22 protein-coding genes and 2 tRNA genes are annotated in these 21,206 nt (G+C 69.6%); 13 read left to right on the top strand and 11 right to left on the bottom strand.

The genetic code is table 11. The features are described 5' to 3' along the window. The first annotated feature begins 23 nt into the window (after nucleotides 1–23). A complete protein-coding gene (locus G7071_RS03910) occupies nucleotides 24–1,049 on the top strand; it encodes a TrmB family transcriptional regulator (protein WP_166315107.1) in 1,026 nt (341 codons plus the stop codon). A gap of 4 nt (nucleotides 1,050–1,053) precedes the next feature. Here the strand turns inward: G7071_RS03910 and G7071_RS03905 are convergent, their stop codons facing one another. Continuing rightward, nucleotides 1,054–1,206, bottom strand: a complete 153-nt coding sequence (locus G7071_RS03905) for a hypothetical protein (protein ID WP_166315104.1) — start codon at nucleotides 1,204–1,206, stop codon at nucleotides 1,054–1,056. Nucleotides 1,207–1,368: 162 nt separating this feature from the next. Between G7071_RS03905 and G7071_RS03900 the strand changes: the two genes are divergently transcribed. Then, on the top strand, nucleotides 1,369–2,205 hold the full coding sequence (locus G7071_RS03900) for a DUF3592 domain-containing protein (RefSeq protein ID WP_166315101.1): 837 nt from the start codon (nucleotides 1,369–1,371) through the stop codon (nucleotides 2,203–2,205). 79 nt (nucleotides 2,206–2,284) lie between these two features. Here the strand turns inward: G7071_RS03900 and G7071_RS03895 are convergent. Next, nucleotides 2,285–2,378, bottom strand: a tRNA-Ser gene (locus G7071_RS03895). A gap of 89 nt (nucleotides 2,379–2,467) precedes the next feature. Further along, a complete protein-coding gene (locus tag G7071_RS03890; RefSeq protein ID WP_166315098.1) occupies nucleotides 2,468–2,917 on the bottom strand; it encodes a hypothetical protein in 450 nt (149 codons plus the stop codon). 124 nt (nucleotides 2,918–3,041) lie between these two features. Between G7071_RS03890 and G7071_RS03885 the strand changes: the two genes are divergently transcribed. From G7071_RS03885 to G7071_RS03870, 4 genes are all read left to right on the top strand, one after another. Continuing rightward, nucleotides 3,042–3,413: a hypothetical protein gene (locus G7071_RS03885; protein WP_166315095.1), complete on the top strand. Its 372-nt coding sequence runs from the start codon at nucleotides 3,042–3,044 to the stop codon at nucleotides 3,411–3,413. Between the two features lie 46 nt (nucleotides 3,414–3,459). Beyond that, a tRNA-Ser gene (locus G7071_RS03880) sits at nucleotides 3,460–3,547 on the top strand. Nucleotides 3,548–3,574: 27 nt separating this feature from the next. Continuing rightward, complete coding sequence (locus G7071_RS03875; protein WP_166315092.1) at nucleotides 3,575–4,441, top strand: AAA family ATPase; 867 nt, start codon at nucleotides 3,575–3,577, stop codon at nucleotides 4,439–4,441. After that, nucleotides 4,438–5,871, top strand: coding sequence for a vWA domain-containing protein (locus G7071_RS03870; RefSeq protein WP_166315089.1), 1,434 nt, complete (start codon nucleotides 4,438–4,440; stop codon nucleotides 5,869–5,871). The genes G7071_RS03875 and G7071_RS03870 overlap by 4 nt, the downstream gene beginning before the upstream one ends. On the opposite strand, the gene G7071_RS03865 is transcribed toward G7071_RS03870, so the two are convergent. The 3 genes from G7071_RS03865 to G7071_RS03855 are packed head-to-tail and all read right to left on the bottom strand — an operon-like array spanning nucleotide 5,856 to nucleotide 8,462. Next, the gene (locus G7071_RS03865; protein WP_166315086.1) at nucleotides 5,856–7,160 is read right to left on the bottom strand and encodes a hypothetical protein; all 1,305 of its coding nucleotides are present in this window, start codon (nucleotides 7,158–7,160) and stop codon (nucleotides 5,856–5,858) included. The genes G7071_RS03870 and G7071_RS03865 overlap by 16 nt on opposite strands. Continuing rightward, on the bottom strand, nucleotides 7,157–8,089 hold the full coding sequence (locus G7071_RS03860) for a hypothetical protein (RefSeq protein ID WP_166315083.1): 933 nt from the start codon (nucleotides 8,087–8,089) through the stop codon (nucleotides 7,157–7,159). The genes G7071_RS03865 and G7071_RS03860 overlap by 4 nt, the downstream gene beginning before the upstream one ends. Before the next feature lies 1 nt (nucleotide 8,090). Continuing rightward, nucleotides 8,091–8,462 (bottom strand): hypothetical protein, encoded by a 372-nt coding sequence (locus G7071_RS03855; protein WP_166315080.1) that lies wholly within the window; start codon nucleotides 8,460–8,462, stop codon nucleotides 8,091–8,093. Between the two features lie 135 nt (nucleotides 8,463–8,597). Between G7071_RS03855 and G7071_RS03850 the strand changes: the two genes are divergently transcribed. Beyond that, nucleotides 8,598–9,872, top strand: coding sequence for a YncE family protein (locus G7071_RS03850; protein ID WP_166315077.1), 1,275 nt, complete (start codon nucleotides 8,598–8,600; stop codon nucleotides 9,870–9,872). A gap of 7 nt (nucleotides 9,873–9,879) precedes the next feature. Here the strand turns inward: G7071_RS03850 and G7071_RS03845 are convergent, their stop codons facing one another. Both G7071_RS03845 and G7071_RS03840 read right to left on the bottom strand, forming a co-directional pair. Then, entirely contained in the window at nucleotides 9,880–11,010 is a 1,131-nt protein-coding gene (locus G7071_RS03845) for a pyridoxal phosphate-dependent aminotransferase (RefSeq protein ID WP_246210355.1), read from the bottom strand. A gap of 74 nt (nucleotides 11,011–11,084) precedes the next feature. Continuing rightward, on the bottom strand, nucleotides 11,085–12,548 hold the full coding sequence (locus G7071_RS03840) for an FAD-binding protein (protein WP_166315074.1): 1,464 nt from the start codon (nucleotides 12,546–12,548) through the stop codon (nucleotides 11,085–11,087). A 99-nt stretch (nucleotides 12,549–12,647) separates the two neighbouring features. Here G7071_RS03840 and G7071_RS03835 point away from each other — a divergent pair, with 99 nt between their 5' ends. Continuing rightward, a complete protein-coding gene (locus tag G7071_RS03835; RefSeq protein WP_166315071.1) occupies nucleotides 12,648–14,156 on the top strand; it encodes a potassium/proton antiporter in 1,509 nt (502 codons plus the stop codon). Here the strand turns inward: G7071_RS03835 and G7071_RS03830 are convergent, their stop codons facing one another. Both G7071_RS03830 and G7071_RS03825 read right to left on the bottom strand, forming a co-directional pair. Beyond that, complete coding sequence (locus G7071_RS03830) at nucleotides 14,157–14,657, bottom strand: LytR C-terminal domain-containing protein (RefSeq protein WP_166315068.1); 501 nt, start codon at nucleotides 14,655–14,657, stop codon at nucleotides 14,157–14,159. It abuts the gene before it with no gap. After that, on the bottom strand, nucleotides 14,654–14,953 hold the full coding sequence (locus tag G7071_RS03825) for a type II toxin-antitoxin system VapB family antitoxin (protein WP_166315065.1): 300 nt from the start codon (nucleotides 14,951–14,953) through the stop codon (nucleotides 14,654–14,656). Before G7071_RS03825 ends, G7071_RS03830 begins: the two co-directional genes overlap by 4 nt. 76 nt (nucleotides 14,954–15,029) lie before the next feature. Here G7071_RS03825 and G7071_RS03820 point away from each other — a divergent pair, with 76 nt between their 5' ends. The 4 genes from G7071_RS03820 to G7071_RS18645 all read left to right on the top strand — a co-directional run bounded on the left by G7071_RS03820 (nucleotide 15,030) and on the right by G7071_RS18645 (nucleotide 18,786). Continuing rightward, nucleotides 15,030–16,613 carry a helicase HerA-like domain-containing protein gene (locus G7071_RS03820; protein WP_166315062.1) on the top strand — a complete coding sequence of 528 codons (1,584 nt, stop codon included), beginning with the start codon at nucleotides 15,030–15,032 and terminating at the stop codon, nucleotides 16,611–16,613. 7 nt (nucleotides 16,614–16,620) lie between these two features. Further along, nucleotides 16,621–17,091 carry a nuclear transport factor 2 family protein gene (locus tag G7071_RS03815; protein WP_246210354.1) on the top strand — a complete coding sequence of 157 codons (471 nt, stop codon included), beginning with the start codon at nucleotides 16,621–16,623 and terminating at the stop codon, nucleotides 17,089–17,091. Between the two features lie 202 nt (nucleotides 17,092–17,293). Continuing rightward, a complete protein-coding gene (locus G7071_RS03810; RefSeq protein ID WP_166313513.1) occupies nucleotides 17,294–18,127 on the top strand; it encodes a hypothetical protein in 834 nt (277 codons plus the stop codon). Beyond that, a complete protein-coding gene (locus tag G7071_RS18645) occupies nucleotides 18,127–18,786 on the top strand; it encodes a class F sortase (protein WP_206062896.1) in 660 nt (219 codons plus the stop codon). The genes G7071_RS03810 and G7071_RS18645 overlap by 1 nt, the downstream gene beginning before the upstream one ends. Nucleotides 18,787–18,855: 69 nt before the next feature. On the opposite strand, the gene G7071_RS03800 is transcribed toward G7071_RS18645, so the two are convergent. After that, entirely contained in the window at nucleotides 18,856–20,430 is a 1,575-nt protein-coding gene (locus G7071_RS03800) for an LVIVD repeat-containing protein (protein WP_166315059.1), read from the bottom strand. Nucleotides 20,431–20,498: 68 nt separating this feature from the next. Between G7071_RS03800 and G7071_RS03795 the strand changes: the two genes are divergently transcribed. Next, on the top strand, nucleotides 20,499–21,206 hold the full coding sequence (locus tag G7071_RS03795; RefSeq protein ID WP_166315056.1) for a DUF305 domain-containing protein: 708 nt from the start codon (nucleotides 20,499–20,501) through the stop codon (nucleotides 21,204–21,206).

Below are 21,206 nucleotides of genomic sequence, written 5' to 3'. Positions count from 1 at the left end.
CGGGAGCAGCGGGAGGTGCAGCAATGACGTACGGCCCGGAGGAACGCAAGGTCTTCGAGGCCGCGGCCAGCGATCTGTACGACGAGCTCGTGGCCCAGGGCGGGCTCGCGGCCGACGATGCGCGGATCACTGACGCCGGTGTCGTCGCAGACGCGTTCGCCCTGCTCACGGAGATCGGCCTGGTCACCTTCGACCGTGCCGAGAAGCGCTGGCTGCCGGTCGATCCATCGATCGTGCAGTCGCGGGTGGTGTCCCCGCTCGGCCAGCGCGGAGCCGAGCTGCTCGCCGAGTCGGCAAGCTGGGCGGAGACCTTCCAGCGTCTCTCGCAGTCCTGGCGCCGCTCACCCGACGCGCTGCGGGGCCCCTTCTCCGAGCTCCGGGGCCATGCCCTGACAGGCTTCATCAGCTCGGTCGTCGCGGATGCGAGCGAAGAGCTGCTGACCGCACAGCCGCAGACCAACCGGGCCACCAAGCAGCTGCCCGAGGCCATCGAGCGCGAGGTCGCGGCGCTGCGGCGGGGTGTCACCATGCGCACCCTCTACCAGCACGCGGCCCGCCGCTCGGCAGCCACGAGCAAGTACGTCGCAGCCGTCACGGCCGAGGGCGCGCAGGTCCGTACGCTCGATGAGTTCTTCAACCGGCTGATCGTGGTCGATCGGCGGATCGCCATCATCCCCGGGCACGAACCACGGACGGCGGTCGTCGTGCGCGAGCCGTCGTTGATCGCCTATCTCAGCGACATCTTCGAACGGTCGTGGGAACGGGGACGGCCCTTCACCAACAAGGACACCTCGGTCGTGCGCGACATCGCCGCCGAGCAGCGGGCGATGACGATCCGCATGCTGATCGGCGGTCATGCCGACCCGAGCGGCGCGGCGAGGCTCGGCGTCAGCCCCCGTACGTATGCGGCCTACGTCTCTGAGCTCAAGCAGGAGTTCGAGGTGGAGACGCGGTTCCAGCTCGGCTACGAGATGGGGCGACGGGCCATCACCGGCCGGGACCACCCCCCTGGCGAGGGTGTGGGCCCGGCACCGGATGCCGGCTTCTAGGACATCAGCGGGTCGAGGGCGCCGGCTTGACCTTGGTCGTGTCCACGAAGGTCGGCCAGGTGGTGTCCTTGGCCTCGGCCGGTCCGGCGATGAGGCCGATCGAGCCGAGGGACATGGTGGCGGTCAGCAGGGCAGCAGCAATACGACGTCCGGTCATGGTTCTCCACCTTCGGGTCAGGGGCCCGATCAGGGTCGGGTGCACACAGTGTCTCCTGCACCCGCGCGCGCGTCATCACTGCGGAGGTGCAAGAACCTGCAGTGCAGCAACCTGCAAAGACGGCGCTGATCTCCGACCGGGCTCCACAGTAGGCTCGCCGCCGTGCTCCTCGCCAGAGGTGGAGCTGACCTGTCTGGGGGCGACATGACCTTGCTGTGGATCGTCGTGGGGCTGTGCCTCCTCCTCCCGAGCCTCTGGCTCGCGGGGCGCATCCTGTGGCGGTGGCGGACCTGGACCCGGGTCGAGGCCAAGGTCTTTCGCATCACCAAGGACAAGGCGGCCAAGATGACCTACCTCGTCGATGGGCGCCAGCGGACCGCCGTGACCAAGTGGGCCTTCGGGGCCGAGGTCGCAGATGTGTTCGTCGTCCGGTACGACCCCGAGCAACCTCTTCGTCACGAGATCGACCGGCCCGTATGGCGAGCGGTGCGCCTGGTCGCTCTCGCGCTCGTGGCGAGCGCCGGTGTGGGCTTCATCATCGACGGCGCCCGGACCGGGTCGCTGTGGGACGACAGCCTCGACGTGCCGTGGTTCGTGTGGATCGGGCTGGGGCTGGTGTCACTCGCGATCGCGAGCACTCTCGCGACCCACCAGCGCGGACGCCGGGGGTGGCAGCAGGCAGACGGCGCCGTCACGGCCGTGCGCGAGCACAAGATCGAGGATCGCGACGGTTCGGTCTCCGTCACCTACCGGGTCGCCTACGAGTTCGTCGACACCACCGGGACCCCTCGCACGGCGACGGCCGAGACATGGTCGCGCAGCCACGAGAAGGGTCAGACCCTGCCGGTTCGGTATGACCCTGACAACCCGTCGCGCAGCGACATCTCCACGCCGCGCGTGCGGACGACCTGGTGGGCCGCGGCCGCGGCTCTCTCGCTGCTCGGCGTCGGGTCGGCCGCGCTGGGATGGCTCGCCGCCATCCGGCAGGACGCCTGGTGAGCGACGGCCGAGGGAGATGACAGCTCCCGGGCCCACGGTCGTGGGTCCGGGAGCTTCCGATGTCTGCCAGGACATCAGTTGGCGGAGGCGGAGGGATTTGAACCCTCGATGGGGTTGTAGCCCCAAACCCGCTTAGCAGGCGGGCGCCATAGACCGGACTAGGCGACGCCTCCACGCTCGTCCCGGGGGACGAGCGGGGTCAGGTTACTAGGCCGGTCGAGCCTTTGCCGAATCGCACCTGTCGGGGAGCGGCGGGCGTGCGTCAGAACGGGCGGAGGCCCTGCCCCTGCTGCAGGTGACGCTGCAGGTCGCGGACGAACTCCTCGCGGTCGCCGGCGATGAAGTCGACCGGGATCGTCGTGGTGTCGCCGTTGCGCAGGCGCAGCACCACCACGGGCGAGCCGGCCGACGTGGTCGTCACCGCGTCCTCGACCTCTGTCCAGCGGGCGGCCGGGACGCCGACTCCTCTGACCCACTGCACGCGATAGCCCTCGTCGGTCAGGCGCACCACCCAGCCGCGACGACTGAGCACGACGGCAGCGGCCACCAGCGCGGCCAGGCCGACCAGGGCCGGGACGAGCAGCAGCGAGGTGTGCAGGTCGAAGACCGCGACGACGCCGGTGGTGACCAGGACCAGCAGGGCGACGGCGATGGTGAGGAGTCCCACCAGTCGGGCAGCGATCTGGGGGGCTACTCGATATTCGGACGGCACGGGGTGATTGAACACAGCGGCCGCCGGTTGCGCCAATCCACCCCTTGTCGCCCGGGCCGTCGCGCGTCACACTCGGATCACCCCCAACCATCCAGCCCGAGACCGCGCTTCGCGGGAGGCCGTCATGACCAGTGCAGCTGATGCCCTCGCAGAGCTGCACCGAGCGTTGGAGGCCCCCCGCGACGGCGTGGTCTCCACCGGCAGCTGGCGGTGGAACGTCCGACAACGCATGACCCGGGTCCGCGACCTGTTGATCCGCGAGTCGGAGCACCCGGACGAGGCCTGGTTGAGTGCCCGTCGCGGCTCCGCGCTGCGCGAACGACAGGCTCTCCTCGCGCGCATGGGTGCACTCGGCCCCGAGGTCCTCGAGAACCCCGACCTGGAGCAGGTGCGCGAGCACGGTCTGCGGCTCCTCTCCGACATCGACCACCACCTGCAACGCCTGCGTGACCTGGCCTATGACGACGTGGCTCTGGAACTGGGCGGCTCGGAGTGATCGCCACCTCCTAGACTGTGTCCCGTGCCGTCCTCGGGCGGCGCAAGGAGGGGTGCCGGAGCGGCCGATCGGAACCGCCTTGAAAGCGGTCGTAGGGAGACCTACCGCGGGTTCGAATCCCGCCCCCTCTGCCAAGGTGAGCGAAGGACTAGGCTCCCACGGTGACTTGGTTCAGCAGCCCCGACGACGCGAGCTCCCGCCTCCATGGGGCGGGTTATCTCGCCGATGCAGCCACCGCGACCACGACCTTCCTGGCTGGGGCGCTGGAGAAGCCGCTGCTGATCGAGGGGCCAGCGGGGGTCGGCAAGACCGAGCTGGCCAAGGCGGTCGCTCGAGCCACGGGAGCCGACCTGATCCGCTTGCAGTGCTACGAAGGTCTCGACGAGGCTCGGGCGCTGTATGAGTGGAACTACAAGAAGCAGCTGCTCCGCATCCAGGCCAGCAGCGGCGACGAGGGGTGGAGCGAGACCCACGACGACATCTTCACCGACGAGTTCCTGCTGTCGCGGCCGCTCCTGACGGCGATCCGCCGCGACGAGCCGACCGTGCTCCTGATCGACGAGGTTGACAAGACCGACGTGGAGGTGGAGGGCCTGCTGCTCGAGGTCCTCTCGGACTTCCAGGTCACGATCCCCGAGCTCGGCACCGTGGCCGCCACCCGGCGACCGTTCGTCGTCCTCACCTCCAACGCCACGCGCGAGCTCTCCGAGGCGGTGAAGCGTCGCTGTCTCTATCTCCACCTCGACTATCCCGACGCCGCCCGCGAGCGCGAGATCGTCACCTCGCAGGTCCCGGGCCTCGACGACGCGGTCGCCGGCCAGCTCGTCGACGTGGTGGCACGCCTGCGGGAGCTGGAGCTGAAGAAGGCTCCGTCGATCGCGGAGTCGGTCGACTGGGCGCGCACCCTGATCGCCCTGGAGATCGACGACCTCGACGAGGCCGCTGTGCGCCAGACGTTGGGTGTGGTCCTCAAGCACGCCTCCGACCACGCCCGCGCGGTCAAAGAGCTGAGACTGGCGAGTCGGTGAGCCTCCTCGACCGCCACATCGGCTTCCTCGAGGCGTTGCGCTCGGCGGGGCTGTCGGTGTCGCTGGCCGAGGGGCTGGACGCGATCGAGGCGCTGCACCACATCGGCTGGGACGAACGGGAGGTCGTGCGCACGGCGTACGCCGCCACGCTGGTCAAGAAGCAGTCACAGCGCGTCACCTTCGACGCGATCTTCGATCTCTACTACCCACGCCTCGTCGGGGACGGCGATCGCCGACGCAGCGAGGAGTCGCTGGACCGCGCCCTGCAGGGCGACGCCGAGGAACCCGGTGTCCGGGACAACGGGGCGGCCCTCGCCGCGTTCACCGACGAGCTGGCCGAGGCGATGTCCGGGGCCGAGGGCGGCGAACAGGCAGAGCTGCTCGACCTTGCCGTCGAGGCGATCGCCCGGTTCGGAGCCATGCCGGGTCGTGGACCGGGGCTGTCGAGCTGGTCGGCATACACCGCACTGCAGCGGGTCGCGCCCCACCAGCTGATGTCTCAGCTCGTCGCGGGACTGATGGCCGACGGCCTGGTCGAGGAGGACGCCGAGCGCGTCGCGACGCGCAGGGTCGACCAGTTCTCACGGCTGGTGGAGGCCGAGGCGCGACGCCGGATCGCGGAGGAGAAGGGGGCCGAGCACGTCGCCGACATCGTCGTCCGTCCGACCATCGACCGGCTGGACTTCACCGCCGCCCGGCGAGCAGACATCGCCGAGATGCGACGCGAGATCTATCCGCTCGCCCGCCGGCTCGCGACCCGGCTGACCAAGCAGCAGCATGCGCGCCGCCGCGGGGCGCTCGACTTCCGGCGCACCGTCCGCGCGTCGCTCTCCACCGGTGGTGTGCCGCTCGAGACCCACCACCGCCCCAAGCGTCCGCACCGCACCGAGCTCGTCGTGCTGTGCGACGTCAGCGGCTCGGTGGCCAACTTCGCCCAGTTCACCCTGCTGCTCGTCTTCGCACTCCGCGAGCAGTTCCACAAGGTGCGCGCGTTCACCTTTGTCGACCAGGTGCACGAGGTGACCCATCACTTCACGCCCGGCGGTGACGTCGTGGAGGTGATGGAGAACCTCGCCGCCAGCACCGCCCACGCCGCGCTGTGGGGGCGGACCAACTATGGGCGGGCGTTCACCCGGTTCGCCGAGGAGCATCCGGATGCTCTGGGCCCGAAGACGTCGCTGCTGATCCTGGGTGATGCGCGGTCCAACTACAGCGACCTGTCGCTACCGGTGCTGCGTGAGCTCGCGGGCTCGGTCAAGCACGCGTGGTGGCTCAACCCCGAGCACCCGCGCCACTGGGGGACGGGCGACAGTGCGGCTCCCAGCTATGGCGAGATCGTGCCCATGGTGGAGTGTCGCAACCTCACCCAGCTCGAGGAGTTCGTCTCGCAGATATCCATGGGAGGAACCGGGCGTCAGCCCGCGAGGTAGCCGAGCTGCTGCATGCGCCTGATCTCGGCCCGCAGGCCTGGGTGGGGCGCCTCGTCGGCCGCGCGACCGCCGGTGACGTAGGGCTCGGTGTCGCTCCCGGACCCGTCATAGACGACCGTGACGCGGTTGGCCACGTCGGTGTTGATCAGTGATCCCAGCAGCGCGACGGGGTCGGCGCGGTCCTCGAGGGAGAGAACCCGGGTCTGCTCGGGAATGGGCGGCACCTGCGCCGACGGTGCTCCGGCCGTGATCACCTGGTCCACGACGAAGGCGTCCGACATGGTGACGGCGGCGATCTCCGCTGCGGCGTGGCCGCCGTACGACGACCCGACGAGCATCACCCGTGCGTCCGGCTCGCCCGCGACGGCGTTCTCGATCGCGCGCACGACCTGCTGGACGTAGGAGCTGTTGGTCGCCCCGACGAGCCGGAGCCGGCCACCCTCGTGGGTCTTGTTGCCCGGGAGATAGGCGATGAACCGGCCGGCGCCGATGCGCTGGACGCTGATCCGCCGGTCGGCGGTGACCAGGGTGGTCATCAGCTCCTCGATGGAGCTCGGCACCGTGGCCGAGCCGGCCGTCGGGGTGATGGGTGGCTCGTCGTCGGGCGCCTCGTCGAACCCTGCCGCAGCGTCGCGCAGCGCCGCCGTCGCGTCGACGGGGAAACCCGCGACGCCGATGGCTCGCAGTCCGCCGCGGGCTGCTGCTCCGCCCCGGCCCGTGGCCATGACGCCGGCCGTCAGGAGCGAGCGCATCTGCATGCCGTCGAGGAGTCCACCGCCGTCAGCCATGTGGTCCATCAGCTCGGGGTTGCTCTCGGCGAGCTCGTTGAGATAGGCGGCGACACCGTCGCGGTCGAGGGAGTCGGTCTCGATCAGGCCGGCCGAGACGATGGCGCCACCGAGGGCGACCTCCGGCGCGAGATAGCCGATGGCGCGCCCGGCGATGGAGCCGAGGGTCTTGAACGCCGCCTGCTGCAGCTCGTCGATCCAGCGATAGGTCAACACCGTGGCGCGGACGACGAGAGCATCGGCGTCGAGCTCGATGGATCGGGTGAGCAGGCCCTGCTTGCCGGTCGTCGCGGCGCGGATGTCCTCCTCTGCCTGGGCGAAGGTCGTCGGTGACAGCTCCGCGGACTCGACGAGGTCGTCGTCGGCCAGGATGTCGGTGCCGAGCCGCGCGCGCTCTCGCAGGTCGGCGGCGCACGCGTCGAACGAATCGGCGAGGGCCAGCATCTGGTGATACTTGTCGGCGTCCATGGCCGCGTCGGTCGCGGGTCGCTCGTTGATCATGCGTTCACCTGGGCCAGGACGGGCGCCAGCTCGGTGGCCAGCGCGTCGGGGTTCGTACGGCGGATGACGAGTCTCGACTCGTCCTCGAGCTGGTGTGGGACCAGGCTGTGCCAGCCGTCAGCCAGCAGCACCCAGGAGACCAGGCCGACGGCCCGGGTCGCCTCGTCGGCGACGCGGGCCGCCAGGACCCGGAGGCGACCCTGCCCCTCGGTGTGGATGCCGGCGATGGCGGTCGCAGCCTCCGCGCTGGTCAGGGAGTTGCCCCCGACGCCCGTCAGCCCAGCGCCGTGTCGCTCCAGCAGGACCGGGACCAGGTCCGAGCGCCCTGAGCGCAGGGCCTCGCCGACGGAGTCCACGAGATGGAAGGGGAGGTCGATCTCGTCGGGCAGCGCCGATGTGCTGAGACGGACGTCTTCGGGGATCGCCGCCACGCGGGCGAGCTCGGCGGGCCACTGGTCGACAGCGAACCAGGCCAGCTCGAAGACCACGCCGTCGCAGGTGGCCAGGGTGGCCACGGCGTTGGCGGCCTCGCGGTGCCATGCCTTGACGTGGGTGCCCCTGACCGACACGTCGATGTCCAGGGCCAGCTCGGGCGTCGCCAACAGGCCGATCGCGCCGGCCAGGCGGGCATCGACCCCGTCCTCGCCGATCAGGCCACGGCGGCGAAGGGTCTCCATCGGGTCGTGGAGCGACGACAGGGCCGCGGCATAGGCCTGGTCATCCGTGCTGGCTCCGGTGTGTCCCAGTCGTCCCTGGAGCCCGCTGCTGGTCGGTTCGGCGGGGTCGACCAGGTCGAAGGGGAGCGGCGCGTCGCCGGCGAGCTGCGCGACCTGGCGCAGCTCCGGGAGGGTGAGGGTGAGCCGTCGAGGCAGCCCCTCGAGGAAGCTCGTGGGCGGTGGTGGTGGAGTGGTCAGGTCGATGGTCACCATGTCAGGGCCCCGGTGTCTCGATGGTCAGCCAGTCCTTGTGACCGGACGGAGGAAGATCGAAGGTCGCGAGCTCGGCACGCTCGGCGACGAGCGCGGTCGTCCGGCGCTGGATGCCGTCGATGGCCTCCTTGCGCGCGTCGACCTCGTTGACGTGTCGAGCGAGCGAGTCGGCCGCGTTCTCGTGGTGCGCGGCAGCCGCCCTCAGGTGGTTGGCGCGCTCCTTGATCCGCGTCCGCATGGCATCAGCTGCCCGGCCGTGCCACGGGACGCTCTCGGCCTGGGCGACCAGTCGGTCGGCTGCGGCCCGGATGTCGCCGCCCTGCTCGCGCAGCTGGGCGGCGCGCTTGCGTGATGCGGCGGAGTCGCCGTACATCGTCGCTCCTTCGGTTCGGTCACTGGGTTCACAGATCAGCAGCGCCCTACCCACCATCGCGGCCGCCTAAACCAAACGATCGCGTAACCCTCGGGGACGTGATGTCGTTGGAACGGCGATGGAGGGAAGATCGACATGACAGCTCTACTGCGTGTGAGCGCCACGGCGCTGGCGTCCGTGCTGGTGACGGCCCTGCTGGGGACGGCACCGGCGAGCGCCGGCGGCGACAAGCAGCAGCCCGTGGGCGACGTGCGCAAGGCCGTGTTCGTCGGCAACAACTGGGACGGCACAGCCAGCGTCCTCGGCCCGCGCAGGCTCGCCTCGCTGGGGCGGATCAACATCATCCCGGACAAGGACGCCCGGATGGCAGAGATCATGCTCAACCCCTATCGCGCTGCCTACTTCCTCGCCATCCGCGAGCTCGTCGGCGAGGGCCACGACCAGTTCGTCGACGACCTCTACACCTCCAACGACGGATCGCTCCTCATCGTGAGCAGGCCGTCGTTCGCCGACGTGGTGGGGATCAGCCTCAAGACGCACGAGATCGTCTGGCGCTTCCCTGTCGCCGGTGTGCGCTCTGACCACATGGCCATGTCGCCCGACGGCAAGCGGGTCGTCGTCAGTGCCTCCACCGCCAACCTCGTCCACGTCCTCGACGTGGCGACCGGCAAGGAGGTCGGGACCTTCCCCTCGGGTGGATCACCGCACGAGAGCATCTTCTTCGACAACGGCAAGAAGATCCTGCACGCCTCGATCGGCATGGTCTACAGCCCGCTCGACGACCCCGCCCTGGACGAGACCAAGGACGACCGGGTGCTGCAGATCGTGGACGCGCGCACCTTCGAGGTGCTTCGACGCATCGACGTCCGCAAGGCCCTCGACGAGCGTGGGATGACCAAGGTGTCCACCGCCGTGCGACCGCTGACGATGTCCCCGGACAGCAAGTCGCTCTACTTCCAGCTCTCCTTCTTCCACGGCTTCGTGGAGATGGAGCGCCGCAGCGGCCGCATCACCCGGGTCAGGGAGCTGCCCAACCTCGTCCCGGACACGCCGCGGGAGGCCTATCTCCTCGACTCCGCCCACCACGGGATCGCGATCAACCCGGACGGCACGAAGCTCTGCGTCGCCGGGACCATGTCGGACTACGCCACGGTCGTGCGGCGCGACAACTTCAAGCGAGGTCGGCTGATCAAGGGCGGGAAGAAGCCCTACTGGGTGACGCCCAGCTATGACGGTCGCTACTGCTACATCTCCTGGAGCGGGTCGGACACGGTCTCACGGATCTCCTACCGCACCCGCAAGCTCGACAAGACCGTCCCGGTGGGCTACCACCCCCAGCGCATCCGCAACGGCTTCGTCCGGCGCGACCTGGTCGCCGGGCTGCCGGACCACACGCCCCCGCCCGGCTGAGGCCTGGTCACGCCAACCAGTCGCCCAGGCGCTGCAGCCCGAGCTCGATGTCGGCCTGCGGCCCGGCGAAGCTCAGCCGCACGTGGTGCTGGCCGGCCTCGGTGTCGAAGTCGATGCCGGGGGCCAGGGCCACGCCGGTCTCCGCGAGCAGCCGTCGGGTGAACGCCATCGAGTCCTGGGTGAGGTGCCCGACGTCGGCATAGGCGTAGAACGCGCCGTCGGCCGGCGCGAGGCGGTCGATGCCGATGGCTGCCAGCCCGTCGAGGAGCAGCTGACGGTTGGTGGCGTAGCGCGCGACGTGTGAGTCGAGCTCGGCGTACGACGCATCGGTGAACGCCGCGACGCAGGCCCACTGGGCGATGACGGGTGGACAGATCGTGAAGTTGCCCGTGAGCACGTCGACCGCTCGCCGCAACCGCTCGGGGACCAGCATCCAGCCGATCCGCCACCCGGTCATGGAGAAGTACTTCGAGAACGAGCTGAAGACGATGGCCTCTCGCGACGTCTCCCAGGCGCTGCGGGCCAGGGTGGGGGAGGCGTACTCGATGCCGTGATAGATCTCGTCGGAGACGAGCTGGACGCCGCGGACCTCGCACCAGTCGGCGATTGCTGCAAGCTCGGCGGGCAGGAGCATGGTGCCGGTCGGGTTGGCAGGGCTGGCGATGACCAGGCCCTTGACGTCGCCGAGCTCCTCGAGCTGGTCGATGGTCGGCTGGAAGCGGTTCTCGGGGCCGCAGGGGATCTCCACGACCTCACAGCCGAGTGCGGTGAGCACGTTGCGGTAGCAGGGATATCCCGGTCGGGCCATGGCGACGCGGTCGCCGGGCTCGAAGGCTGCGAGGAAGGCGAGCAGGAAGCCGCCGCTCGATCCGGTGGTCACGATGACGTCGTCGGCCGTGACCTCGATGCCGTGCTGGCGCCGGTGGTGGGTGGCGATCGCAGTGCGCAGCTCCGGGACGCCCGCCGCGACCGTGTAGCCCAACGGATCGGTGCCCTGCAGCAGACGGATCGCCTCCTCCCGAACCGGGGCGGGGGCGCCGGTGCTGGGCTGGCCCGCGACGAGGTTGACCAGGTCGCCGTGCGTGCGCTGACGCTCCGCCGAAGCCGCCAGCAGGTCCATGACGTGGAACGGCGGCACGTTGGCCCGCTGGGCCACCGAGTAGCGAGCAGCGGGGTCTCGGGGGCGGCGGTCTCGTTGGGCACGTGACGAATCTAGGCGCGCGCCGCCCGTCGTCCCACCCGACGGCCGAAGTAGGAGCCCTCTCCGAGCTGGGTGCCGGAGGAGTAGCCGGCACCGTCCTGGGCGATGTTGGCAGCACAGGCGCCGGCGGCGAAGAGCCCCTCGATGACGGCACCCCCCTCGGAAAGCACCCGACCGTCGAGGTCGCACGCCATGCCGCCCAGGGTGAAGCCGGCATAGAGCGCCGTGCCGAGCGTCAGGTCGAAGGCACCCCATGGGCCCTGGTCCTGGGGAGCAAGGTAGTCGGGGTGCTTGTGGAAGTCGGGATCCTCGCCGGCCGCCGCGTGCTTGTTGTAGGCCGTGAGCGTTTCGACCAGTGCCCCCTCGGGCAACCCGAGCCCGGCCTCCATGTCCTCAGGCGTCTCCCAGCCGTCGATCAGCGGGCACAACGGCATCGACGGCTCGTCCATGTGGGCGCTGTCGAGGATCAGGTAGGCGGCCGAGTCGGTCTGCTTCATCACGTGATAGCTCGTGCGGGAATGGTAGGAGTCCTCGGCGACGAAGCGCTTGCCCTCCTTGTTGACCACGATCCCCTTGACGAAGTCGGACGGTGGATAGAACGGGGCGGTGATGAAGGCTTCGTCCATGTGATGCCACGCGGCACCGGCCGACTTGCCCAGACGCAGGCCCAGCCCGTCGTCAAAGGTCGAGCCGAGGGTGAACAGCTTCGAGCCGAGGGACGGAGTGTGCTCGGCGACCATGTCGGGGTTCATCACGAACCCACCAGCGGCGATCACGACCGACCGGGCGCGGACGAAGCCCGACGTGTCGAAGCTCTTCCAGGCGACGCCGACCACCGCCCCCGAGGCGTTGGCGACCAGGTTGGTCACTCCCGTCTCGAACCGCACCTCGGTGTCGGTCTCGGCGATGCGCTCGGCCAGCAGGTCGAGCACGATGCTGGCGCCACCTGTGTCACCGGGCTTGGGCACCTTGTGTCCACGAGGCGCTGGTGGGACCTGGTCGCGGAACGGCCAGACCTTCTCGTTGCCGGTGAACATCAGGCCCTCGGTGCCCGGCTGGATGACTGCCTTGTGGGGATAGAAGGACCGCTCGAACTCGAAGCCGAGGTCCTCGAGCCAGTCGAGGTGCGAGGCCGCGTCGTCGGCATACGCGCGGATCTTCGCCACGTCGGGCTGGGGGGTGACGGCCATCAGGTAGTCGAACATCGCGTCGGGGGTGTCGGCCTGACCCGTCGCGCGTTGTACGGCGGTGCCGCCACCGAGATAGAAGTGGCCCCCGGCCATGGACGAGGTGCCGCCGTGCACGGCCGCGCGTTCGAGCAGCAGCACCCGCGCGCCGGCCCTGCTCGCCTCGAGCGCTGCGCAGGCGCCCGCCATCCCGAAGCCGACGACCACGACATCGAAGCCTTCGGCGCCGTCGAGCACGGTGTCGTGGAGCAGGTCGGGCAGGGCGGTGCCCTTGGTCTCGTCGGCCATGCGGCCAGACTAGAACACGTTTCAGTTTGCTGCGAGCCCTGTGGTGGTCCCGGCCCCGGATAGGATCAGCCCCCAGCCGAGACGAAGAGCGAGGTGGCCGTGACCTTTGATGTCCACCAGCTCGACTCGTTCGTGCTCGTGGGCTCGCTGGTCACCCTTGTCGCGATCCTCGCCGTGCGGCTCTCGGCCACGGTCGGACTGCCCAGCCTGTTGTTCTACCTCTTCATGGGGGTGCTGCTCGGCGAGGCAGGCCTGGGGATCCAGTTCGAGGACGCCCAGATGGCGCACGCGCTGGGGTTCGGTGCGCTGGCGCTGATCCTCGCCGAGGGTGGACTGACCACGAGCTGGCGCGACATGCGTCCCTCGATCCGGCTGGGGGTCTCGCTGGCCACCCTCGGGGTGGCGGTCTCGGTCGCCGTCGTCGCCGTGGGTGCCCACTATCTCCTCGGTCTCCCGTGGGAGCTGGCCATCCTCCTCGGGGCGGTCTGCTCGCCCACCGATGCGGCAGCGGTGTTCTCGGTGCTGCGTATCGTTCCGCTGCCCAAACGACTGACCGGCGTGCTGGAGGCCGAGTCGGGTCTCAACGATGCGCCCACCGTCGTGCTCGTCTCGATCATCTCCACCGGGGTGGCGTTGGAGAGCGGGGTGCTGAGCGTCGCCGGCACGATCGTCTTCGAGCTCGCCGTCGGTGCCACCATCGGTGTCCTCGCCGGGATGGGTGGGGCGTGGATGCTGCGGCGGATAGCACTGCCGTCCTCGGGGCTCTATCCGCTGTCCGTTCTGTGCCTCGCCTTCCTCGGGTATGGCGCTGCGACGGCCGTCCACGCCTCCGGCTTCGCGGCGGTCTATGTCGCGGCCCTGATCCTCGGCAACCAGGAGCTTCCGCACCGGGCGGCGACGCGCTCCTTCGCCGAGGGCCTGGCCTCCCTGGCCCAGATCGGCCTCTTCGTCATGCTCGGGCTGCTGCTCTCGCCGGCCAGGATCAACCTCGACGTGGTCGTCCTGGCCATCGTCACCGGACTGATCCTCACCTTCGTCGCGCGACCGGTCTCGGTGCTGCTGAGCTCGCTCGCCCAGCCGATGCCCTGGCGTGAGCTGACCTTCATCTCATGGGCCGGGCTGCGCGGCGCCGTCCCGATCGTGCTGACGACGATCCCGCTGGCCGAAGGAGTCGAGGGAGCCGACCGGCTCTTCGACATCGTCTTCGTCATGGTGGTGATCTACACCCTCCTCACCGGACCCACGCTGCCGCTGGTGGCGCGGATCCTGCGGGTCGCGCGACGCTCCGAGCCACGTGGGCTGGACGTGGAGGCTGCCCCGCTCGAGCGCGTGGCGGCCGACATGCTGCAGGTCTCGATCGCGGAGACCTCACGCATGCACGGCGTCGAGGTCGGTGAGCTGCGGCTGCCGCCCGGAGCGTCGGTCTCCCTGGTGATCAGGCAGGGCGAGACGCTCGTCCCCGAGCGACGCACGGTGCTGCGCAGGGGCGACGACGTCCTGGTGGTCACGCCACGCAAGGTCCGGGTCGAGACGGAGGAGCGGCTGCGCCAGGTGTCAGCAGGTGGCCGGCTCGCGCAGTGGCGGTCGGATTCGCGCAAGCCCCGCTGATCAGCTGCCGCCGGGGCTGCAGAAGGTCGAGTCGGCGACGGCCGTCACCGACTCGACGTCCTTCTTCCTCAGGTCCTTGAAGGCCGCACCCACGACGACGTTCACGCCACGCCCGAGCTCCGGGCCGGAGACGATCTTGGCCCCCTTGAACTGTCGTGCCACGAGGCGTACGGCGGCGTTGCGTGGCTCGTCGGACCAGATCTCCACAGTCTTGACCTGCTTGGGCGCGTTGTCTGAGTCTGCGGCGACGAAACCTCGCGCCACCAGCTTCTCCAGGGTGGTGCCGGCCAGTCCGTTGCGGGTGCTGCCGTTGAAGACGCTGACCGCGACCTGGTCGGTGAACACCTTCTCGCCGGCGGGGATCGTCCTCTCCGTGCACAGCGGCGGCGGGTCCTCGCTCGGCAGCGGCTCGGTGGCGGCCTGCCATCCCCACATGACCGCGAGCAGGCAGATGGCGGACAGGGTCAGCAAGGTGAGAGCCGACCGGACGGAGTCGCTCATGGGGTGCTCACCTCGTGGACCCGGGCGTGCAGCACGTTTCGCTGGTGGAGCGCCGCTCGCAGCGCGCGGTGGAGCCCGTCCTCGAGATAGAGGTCCCCTTTCCACGACACCACGTGGGCGAAGAGGTCGCCATAGAAGGTGGAGTCCTCGTCGAGCAGGGCAGCCAGCTGCAGCGTGTCCTTGGTGGTGATCAGCTCGTCGAGGCGCACCTGCCGGGGCGGGACCCGCGCCCAGTCGCGCGGTTCCAGGCCGTGGGCGGGGTAGGGACGTCCCTCGCCCACACGCTTGAAGATCACGTCGCGACTATATAGAGCGCGTGCAGGGGGCCGGATCGAGCGTTGCGGGACCGGGACGCTGACTAGGCTCGGGTGCATGACGCAGACCCCTGACGCCGCCGACCCGGCTCCGGCCGACCCGATCTCGGCAGCCGTGGCGCCCGGCTACCAGTTCGAAGGGCCGGCGCTCGAGCTGGGTGGGTTGATGCTCAACGCCACCGACCTCTCGGACGTGCGCATCAAGATCCCGTTGGGGATGCTCAACCGCCACGGTCTCGTCGCCGGCGCCACCGGCACCGGGAAGACCAAGACCCTCCAGCTGCTGGCCGAGCAGCTCTCGGCCAACGGCGTGCCGGTCTTCGCCGCCGACATCAAGGGCGACCTGTCCGGGATCAGCGTCCCCGGCGAGTCGAGTGACAAGCTCGCCGAGCGCACCGCCAGCGTGGGTCAGGACTGGCAGCCCACCGGCTTCCCCGTCGAGTTCTATGCCATCGGCGGCGAGGGCATCGGCATACCTGTGCGGGTGACGATGTCGGCGTTCGGACCGACGCTGCTCGCCAAGGTCCTCGACCTCAACGACACCCAGGAGTCGTCCCTCGGCCTGGTCTTCTACTACTGCGACCAGAACGGGCTGCCGCTGCTCGACCTGGCAGACCTGCGCGCTGTGCTGTCGTTCCTCACCGGCGACGAGCAGGGGAAGGCGGAGCTGAAGAAGATCGGCGGACTGTCGTCCCAGACCGCGGGGGTGATCCTGCGCGAGCTCGTGGCCTTCGAGGCGCAGGGCGCCGGCGTGTTCTTCGGCGAGCCTGAGTTCGAGACCAGCGACTTCCTCCGGGTGGGCGAGGACGGGCGCGGCATCGTCAGCCTGCTCGAGCTGCCCAACCTGCAGGACCGGCCAGCGCTGTTCTCCACCTTCTTGATGTGGCTGCTCGCCGACCTCTTCCACGACCTCCCCGAGGAGGGTGACCTCGACAAGCCCAAGCTGGTCTTCTTCTTCGACGAGGCACACCTCCTCTTCAACGACGCCTCCGAGGCGTTCCTCGACCAGATCGCGCAGACGGTCCGGCTGATCCGGTCGAAGGGGGTCGGCGTCTTCTTCGTGACGCAGTCGCCCACCGACGTCCCGGACGAGGTGCTCGGACAGCTCGGGTCGCGCATCCAGCACCAGCTCCGCGCCCACACCCCCAACGACGCCAAGGCACTCAGGGCGACGGTCAACACCTATCCCAACAGTGCCTATGACGACCTCGGCGAGGTGATCACCAGTCTCGGCATCGGCGAGGCCGTGGTGACGGTGATGAACGAGCGCGGAGCGCCCACCCCGGTGGCCTGGACCCGGCTGCAGGCCCCCGAGTCGTTGATGGACCCCGCGCCCGCGACGGAGATGGAGGCAGCCGTCCGGGCCTCGCCGCTGCATGCCAAGTATGCCGAGGCCATCGACCGCGAGTCGGCCAGGGAGAAGCTGGCGGCCAAGCTCGAGGAGGGTGCCCGCAAGGCCGAGGAGGACGCTCGGGTCAAGGAGATGGCGCGCGAGCAGAAGAACGAGCGGGTCACCACGCGGGCGAAGAAGGAGGAGGAGGGCGTCGTCACGCAGGTCGTGAAGTCGGCGGCCTTCAAGGACTTCATGCGTACGGCTGCGCGCGAGGTCGCGCGCGGGATGTTCAAGTCCGGTCGGCGATGATGACCCGATGAGCGCCGAGACCGATCTGCGTCGCCTGCTCGACCTCGAAGCCATCCGCCAGCTGAAGTACGCCTACTTCCGGTGCCTGGACACCAAGGACTGGGAGGGCGTCGCCGCGTGCTTCGTGCCCGAGGCGACCGCCACCTATCCCCATCACGAGTGCGAGAGTCGCGTCGCGATCATCGACTTCCTGTCCACGGCGATGGTCCCCGACCTGATCACGATGCACCACGGACACCACCCCGAGATCGAGATCGACAACGATCGGGCCACCGGCACCTGGTATCTCCATGACCGGGTCCTTGCCCCCGCCTTCGAGTTCGCGCTGGAGGGCGCCGGGCTGTATGCCGATCGGTATGTCCGCACCGTCGACGGCTGGCGGATGGAGCACACGGGCTATGCACGGATCTTCGAGTCGACCTCGACGATCGACAGCGGCGTCAAGATCGAGCAGGGCAAGCGCTCGCGCGGCGAATGACCCACTCCGCGTGAGTTGGGGTGTCCGCTGCGCGGCTGTCCCGACGCACGCCGAGATGACTCCTTCGAGGCTGCGAACCACCCTTTCGAGGCATTGACTTCCGCACGATCCAATCTGACAGCTCGGTGGTTCCGAACGCTCAGTGTGCACATCTCCAGCCATCTGGTTGCGGAGACCGCCCACACTGACAGGAACCCCACAGATGAATAAGATCTCCACGGCAGTCGGCGCGACGATGTTCGTCGGCCTCAGCGCTCTCGCAGTCCCGGCTTTCTCCCTCGACCAGGGCACGCCCCAGAAGGTCTTCGTCTGCAAGTACGTCGGCACGCCCGACGTGGACGAGCGTCTGCAGACCGGCAACAACCCCATCGAGGTGAGCGTCAACGCGATCCCCGGCTACACCGGGCAGGATGCGAGCGCCCTGATCGGCACCGCGTTCGCAGACGCGCAGGGCCGCTCCATCGTCATCTCCGTCTCGGGCGGCCCCGGTGGCGGCCAGGGCGACGAGCCCACCATCACCGACTGCCCAGCACCTGATGGACCCGACGTGCCGCCGGTCGAGCCTCCGATCGAGCCCCCGGTGGCCCCGCCGGTCGAGCCGCCGGTCGCGCCGCCGGTGGCCCCGCCGGTGGCCCCGCCGGTGGCCCCGCCGGTTGCGCCGCCGGTTGCGCCGCCGGTTGCGCCGCCGGTTGCCCCGCCGGTGGTGCTCGGTGAGTCCGCCGGCAACGACGGGAACGACGGCAACAACAAGGCCGACGACAACGGGAACGACGGCGGGAACGTCGAGGTCCTCGGCGAGCAGACCGCCGCCGGCAACGCACCCGCCCCGGCCAACCAACCGGCCGCTGCCGCTGCCGCTGACACGGCCGCTCAGCAGGTGCCCACGTCGGTCAACGCCGGCCTCGCTGGTGGGGCCGTGTCGCAGGGCAGCACCCTGGGGTCCCCGGCCGGCCTCGTCCTGGTCGGCGCCCTGATGGGGCTGTTCGCGATCGGCATGCGCCGAAGCCTCGTCCACGTCGGCGGTGGCAAGGGCTGATGAAGAACCAGCGGTCGGGGGGCGGTCCAAGCTGGCTGCTCCCCGCCCTGCTGGCGGTGGTGGCGTTCGTCGCCGCGACCGTCCTCTGGCTCCAGGTCGACACGCCCGAGGCGCCGAAGCCGGCGACGAGGACCCTGTCGGCCCCAGCCGAGACAGCTCCAGCCGAGACGGCCCCAGCAGCCCCCCGATCCGTCACGCCCGCCCAGCCGGCGAAGGCGCTCGACGAGGCCGGTCCGCCGCGTGGCGTGGTGATCGACTCCCTGGGGATCGAGGCGCCTGTCGTGCCCATCGCGACAGATGGCACGTCGCTGGACCCGCCTGACGACCCCCAGGTCCTCGGCTGGTGGTCCGGGGGAGCGCAGACCGGCGCTGAGCAGGGCACGGCGCTGGTCACCGGGCACACCGTGAACGCGGGTGGCGGAGCGATGGACGACCTCGAGCTCGTCCGCGTGGGCGCCGAGATCCGCGTGACGACTGCGCAAGGGACGATCCGCTACCGGGCGGAATCGGTGCAGGTCCTGGACAAGGACACCCTCGCCCGGCAGGCGCAGCAGCTGTTCAGCCAGGAGGTCGCGGGGCGCCTGGTGCTGGTGACGTGTGAGGACTGGGACGGCCATGGCTACCGCAGCAATGTGGTGGTCACTGCCGTCCCCGCATGACGCGACCGCCCACCGCACGCACGAGCACCCCGCCGCGGCCTGCGACGGGGTGCCTGCGTGCAGCTGGACTCAGCCGTTGTAGGACGGCTGGGACTGCGGGTTGAAGATGTCCATCCGCACTCCCTTGGCCGGCGCGGTGCGCCGGTCGTTGATCTCCAGCACGTCGAAGCCGCGCTGGATCTCGTTGGAGTAGATGTAGCCGTTGTAGTAGTACGCCGACCACGAGCCGCCGAGGACCAGCTTGGTCTCGTCGACGGGACCGCGGTCCCACCAGCCGATCTCCTTCGGGTTCGCGGAGTCGGTGAAGTCGTAGACCGAGACGCCACCCTGGTACCAGGCCTGGACCATGATGTCCTTGCCCTTCACGGGGATGAGCGAGCCGTTGTGGGCCACGCAGTTCTCGGTGTTGGACTGGGTCCGCGAGATCTTGTAGTAGCTCTTGAAGACGAGCTCGCCCGCGACGATGTCGTAGATCCCGTTCGCACCGCGCTCGGGGCCGATGTCGGGGTTGCACGTGGCGCCACCGCCACCGCCGAGCTCGTCGGTGAAGACCACCTTGGTGCCGGTGTTGTTGAAGGTCGCCGAGTGCCAGAACGCGAAGTTCTCGCGGTCCTGGACCCGCTCGGTGACCACCGGGTTGGCCCGGTCGGAGATGTCCAGCAGGACGCCGTCACCCATGCACGCGCCGGCAGCGATGTCCTTCTCGGGGTAGGCCGTGATGTCGTGGCAGCCGGTGGTCTCGCGCGAGTAGTTGCCGGTCGGGTTGCCGCCGTCGGGGAAGAGGACCGGCGTTCCCGCCAGCGCGGCTGACGCCATGTCGTCGGTCGGGATCTTGACCACGCTGATCTTGTCGTGGGGCGGCTGGCAGTCGGGGAAGCTGGCGCTCGGGAAGTAGGAGGACACGTAGACGAAGAGGTCCTCGCCGTCCTTGCTCGGCGCGAGCGTGTGGGTGTGGGAACCGCAGTCGGTCTCGACCCCCGCGACATATTCCGGCGCGAGCGGGTCACTGATGTCGAAGACCCGGATGCCCTCCCAGGAGCTCTCGATGGTCGCGCTCTGGGCCGTGCTGTTGCACGAGGCGTCGTTGCGGCTCGAGTCGACGCTCATCACGAGGATGTCGCCCCAGACGGAGATGTCGTTCTGGGGGCCGGGACACACCACCTGGGTGACTGGCACGGGCGTCGTGGGCTCGCTGATGTCGTAGACCATGAACCCGTTGTAGTTGCCGGCGTAGGCGTACTTGCCCTGGAAGGCGAGGTCGCTGTTGTAGCGGTCGCCGCCGGTGCCGGCGAACTCACCCTGCTTGGGGATGTTGGCCCGCAAGCGCATGTTGGGGCTGCTGGCCACCTCGTCCTTGCTGAGGCTCGTGGAGTTCGGGCCCATGTCGGTCAGGTCGCGGCCGGGCTGACACGCCAGGGCGAAGTTGTCGCCGGCCGCGCGGAGCGCGGCTCGCTCCTTGTCCGTGCATCTCGGGTCGACGGTGCTCGCCGCCGCCTCCTCGTGCGCGTGGCCCTCGTCGGACGCCGCCACTGGGGCGGCGAGGAGAAGACTGGCCCCCAGCATCACGGCGACGGCGGTGGCCTGTCGGCGGTGCCGTGGTGGGCGTTGGGTGTGCGCCGTCGTGCGGCGTCGTTGCAGCGTCATGTTCCGCGACCTTCCCGAGAAAAAGCCGCCCCCTTGCGGGCGGTGTGTTCTCTTCGTACCGTGCGCGGGTGCCATACGTAAAGGATTTCCTGCCGACTCGTCGCAGGACGCGCGGCGCGGCCAGCGCTGCTGTTGTCGTCGCCCTCGTGACGGCTCTCGCCGGCTGTTCGCAGGAGTCGTCGGGGTCGGACCAGCCGGCCGAGGAGCGGCCCGATGGGGTCGTCACGGTGCAGCCGGGACTGCCGGGCGAGGCGGCGACGACCGGGTCGGCGGCGGCGGTGCCGGAGACGGAGGAGAACCACTCCGACATCGCCTTCATGCAGATGATGATCCCGCACCACGCGCAGGCGGTGGCCATGGCGAAGCTCGCACACAAGCACGCCGTCGATCCCGCCGTCCGGCGACTCGCCGGCCGGGTGAAGGCGGCCCAGGGCCCGGAGATCATGTTCATGGCAGCGTGGTTGGACGAACGCGGCCTCGACGTTCCTGCGGCGGCCGACGATCCGATGGACTTCGACCACTCCGCGCACGGTCACGACGAGATGGTCGGCATGCTGAGCCCCGCCGAGATGGCCCAGCTCAGCAAGGCACGCGGCAGGCAGTTCGACGAGATGTTCCTGCGCCGGATGATCCGGCACCACGCCGGAGCGGTCCAGATGGCCGGTGTGGTTGCAGCGGACGGTTCGGACCTGACCGTGAGCGGCGTCGCAGCTGACGTGTCGGTCGTCCAGAACAGCGAGATCGCTCGCATGCGCGACCTGTTGCGACGGTTCTGA

The organism is Nocardioides piscis (assembly GCF_011300215.1).
In the GTDB taxonomy this organism is placed as follows: domain Bacteria; phylum Actinomycetota; class Actinomycetes; order Propionibacteriales; family Nocardioidaceae; genus Nocardioides; species Nocardioides piscis.
This window is presented reverse-complemented; position numbering and strand designations above follow the sequence as displayed.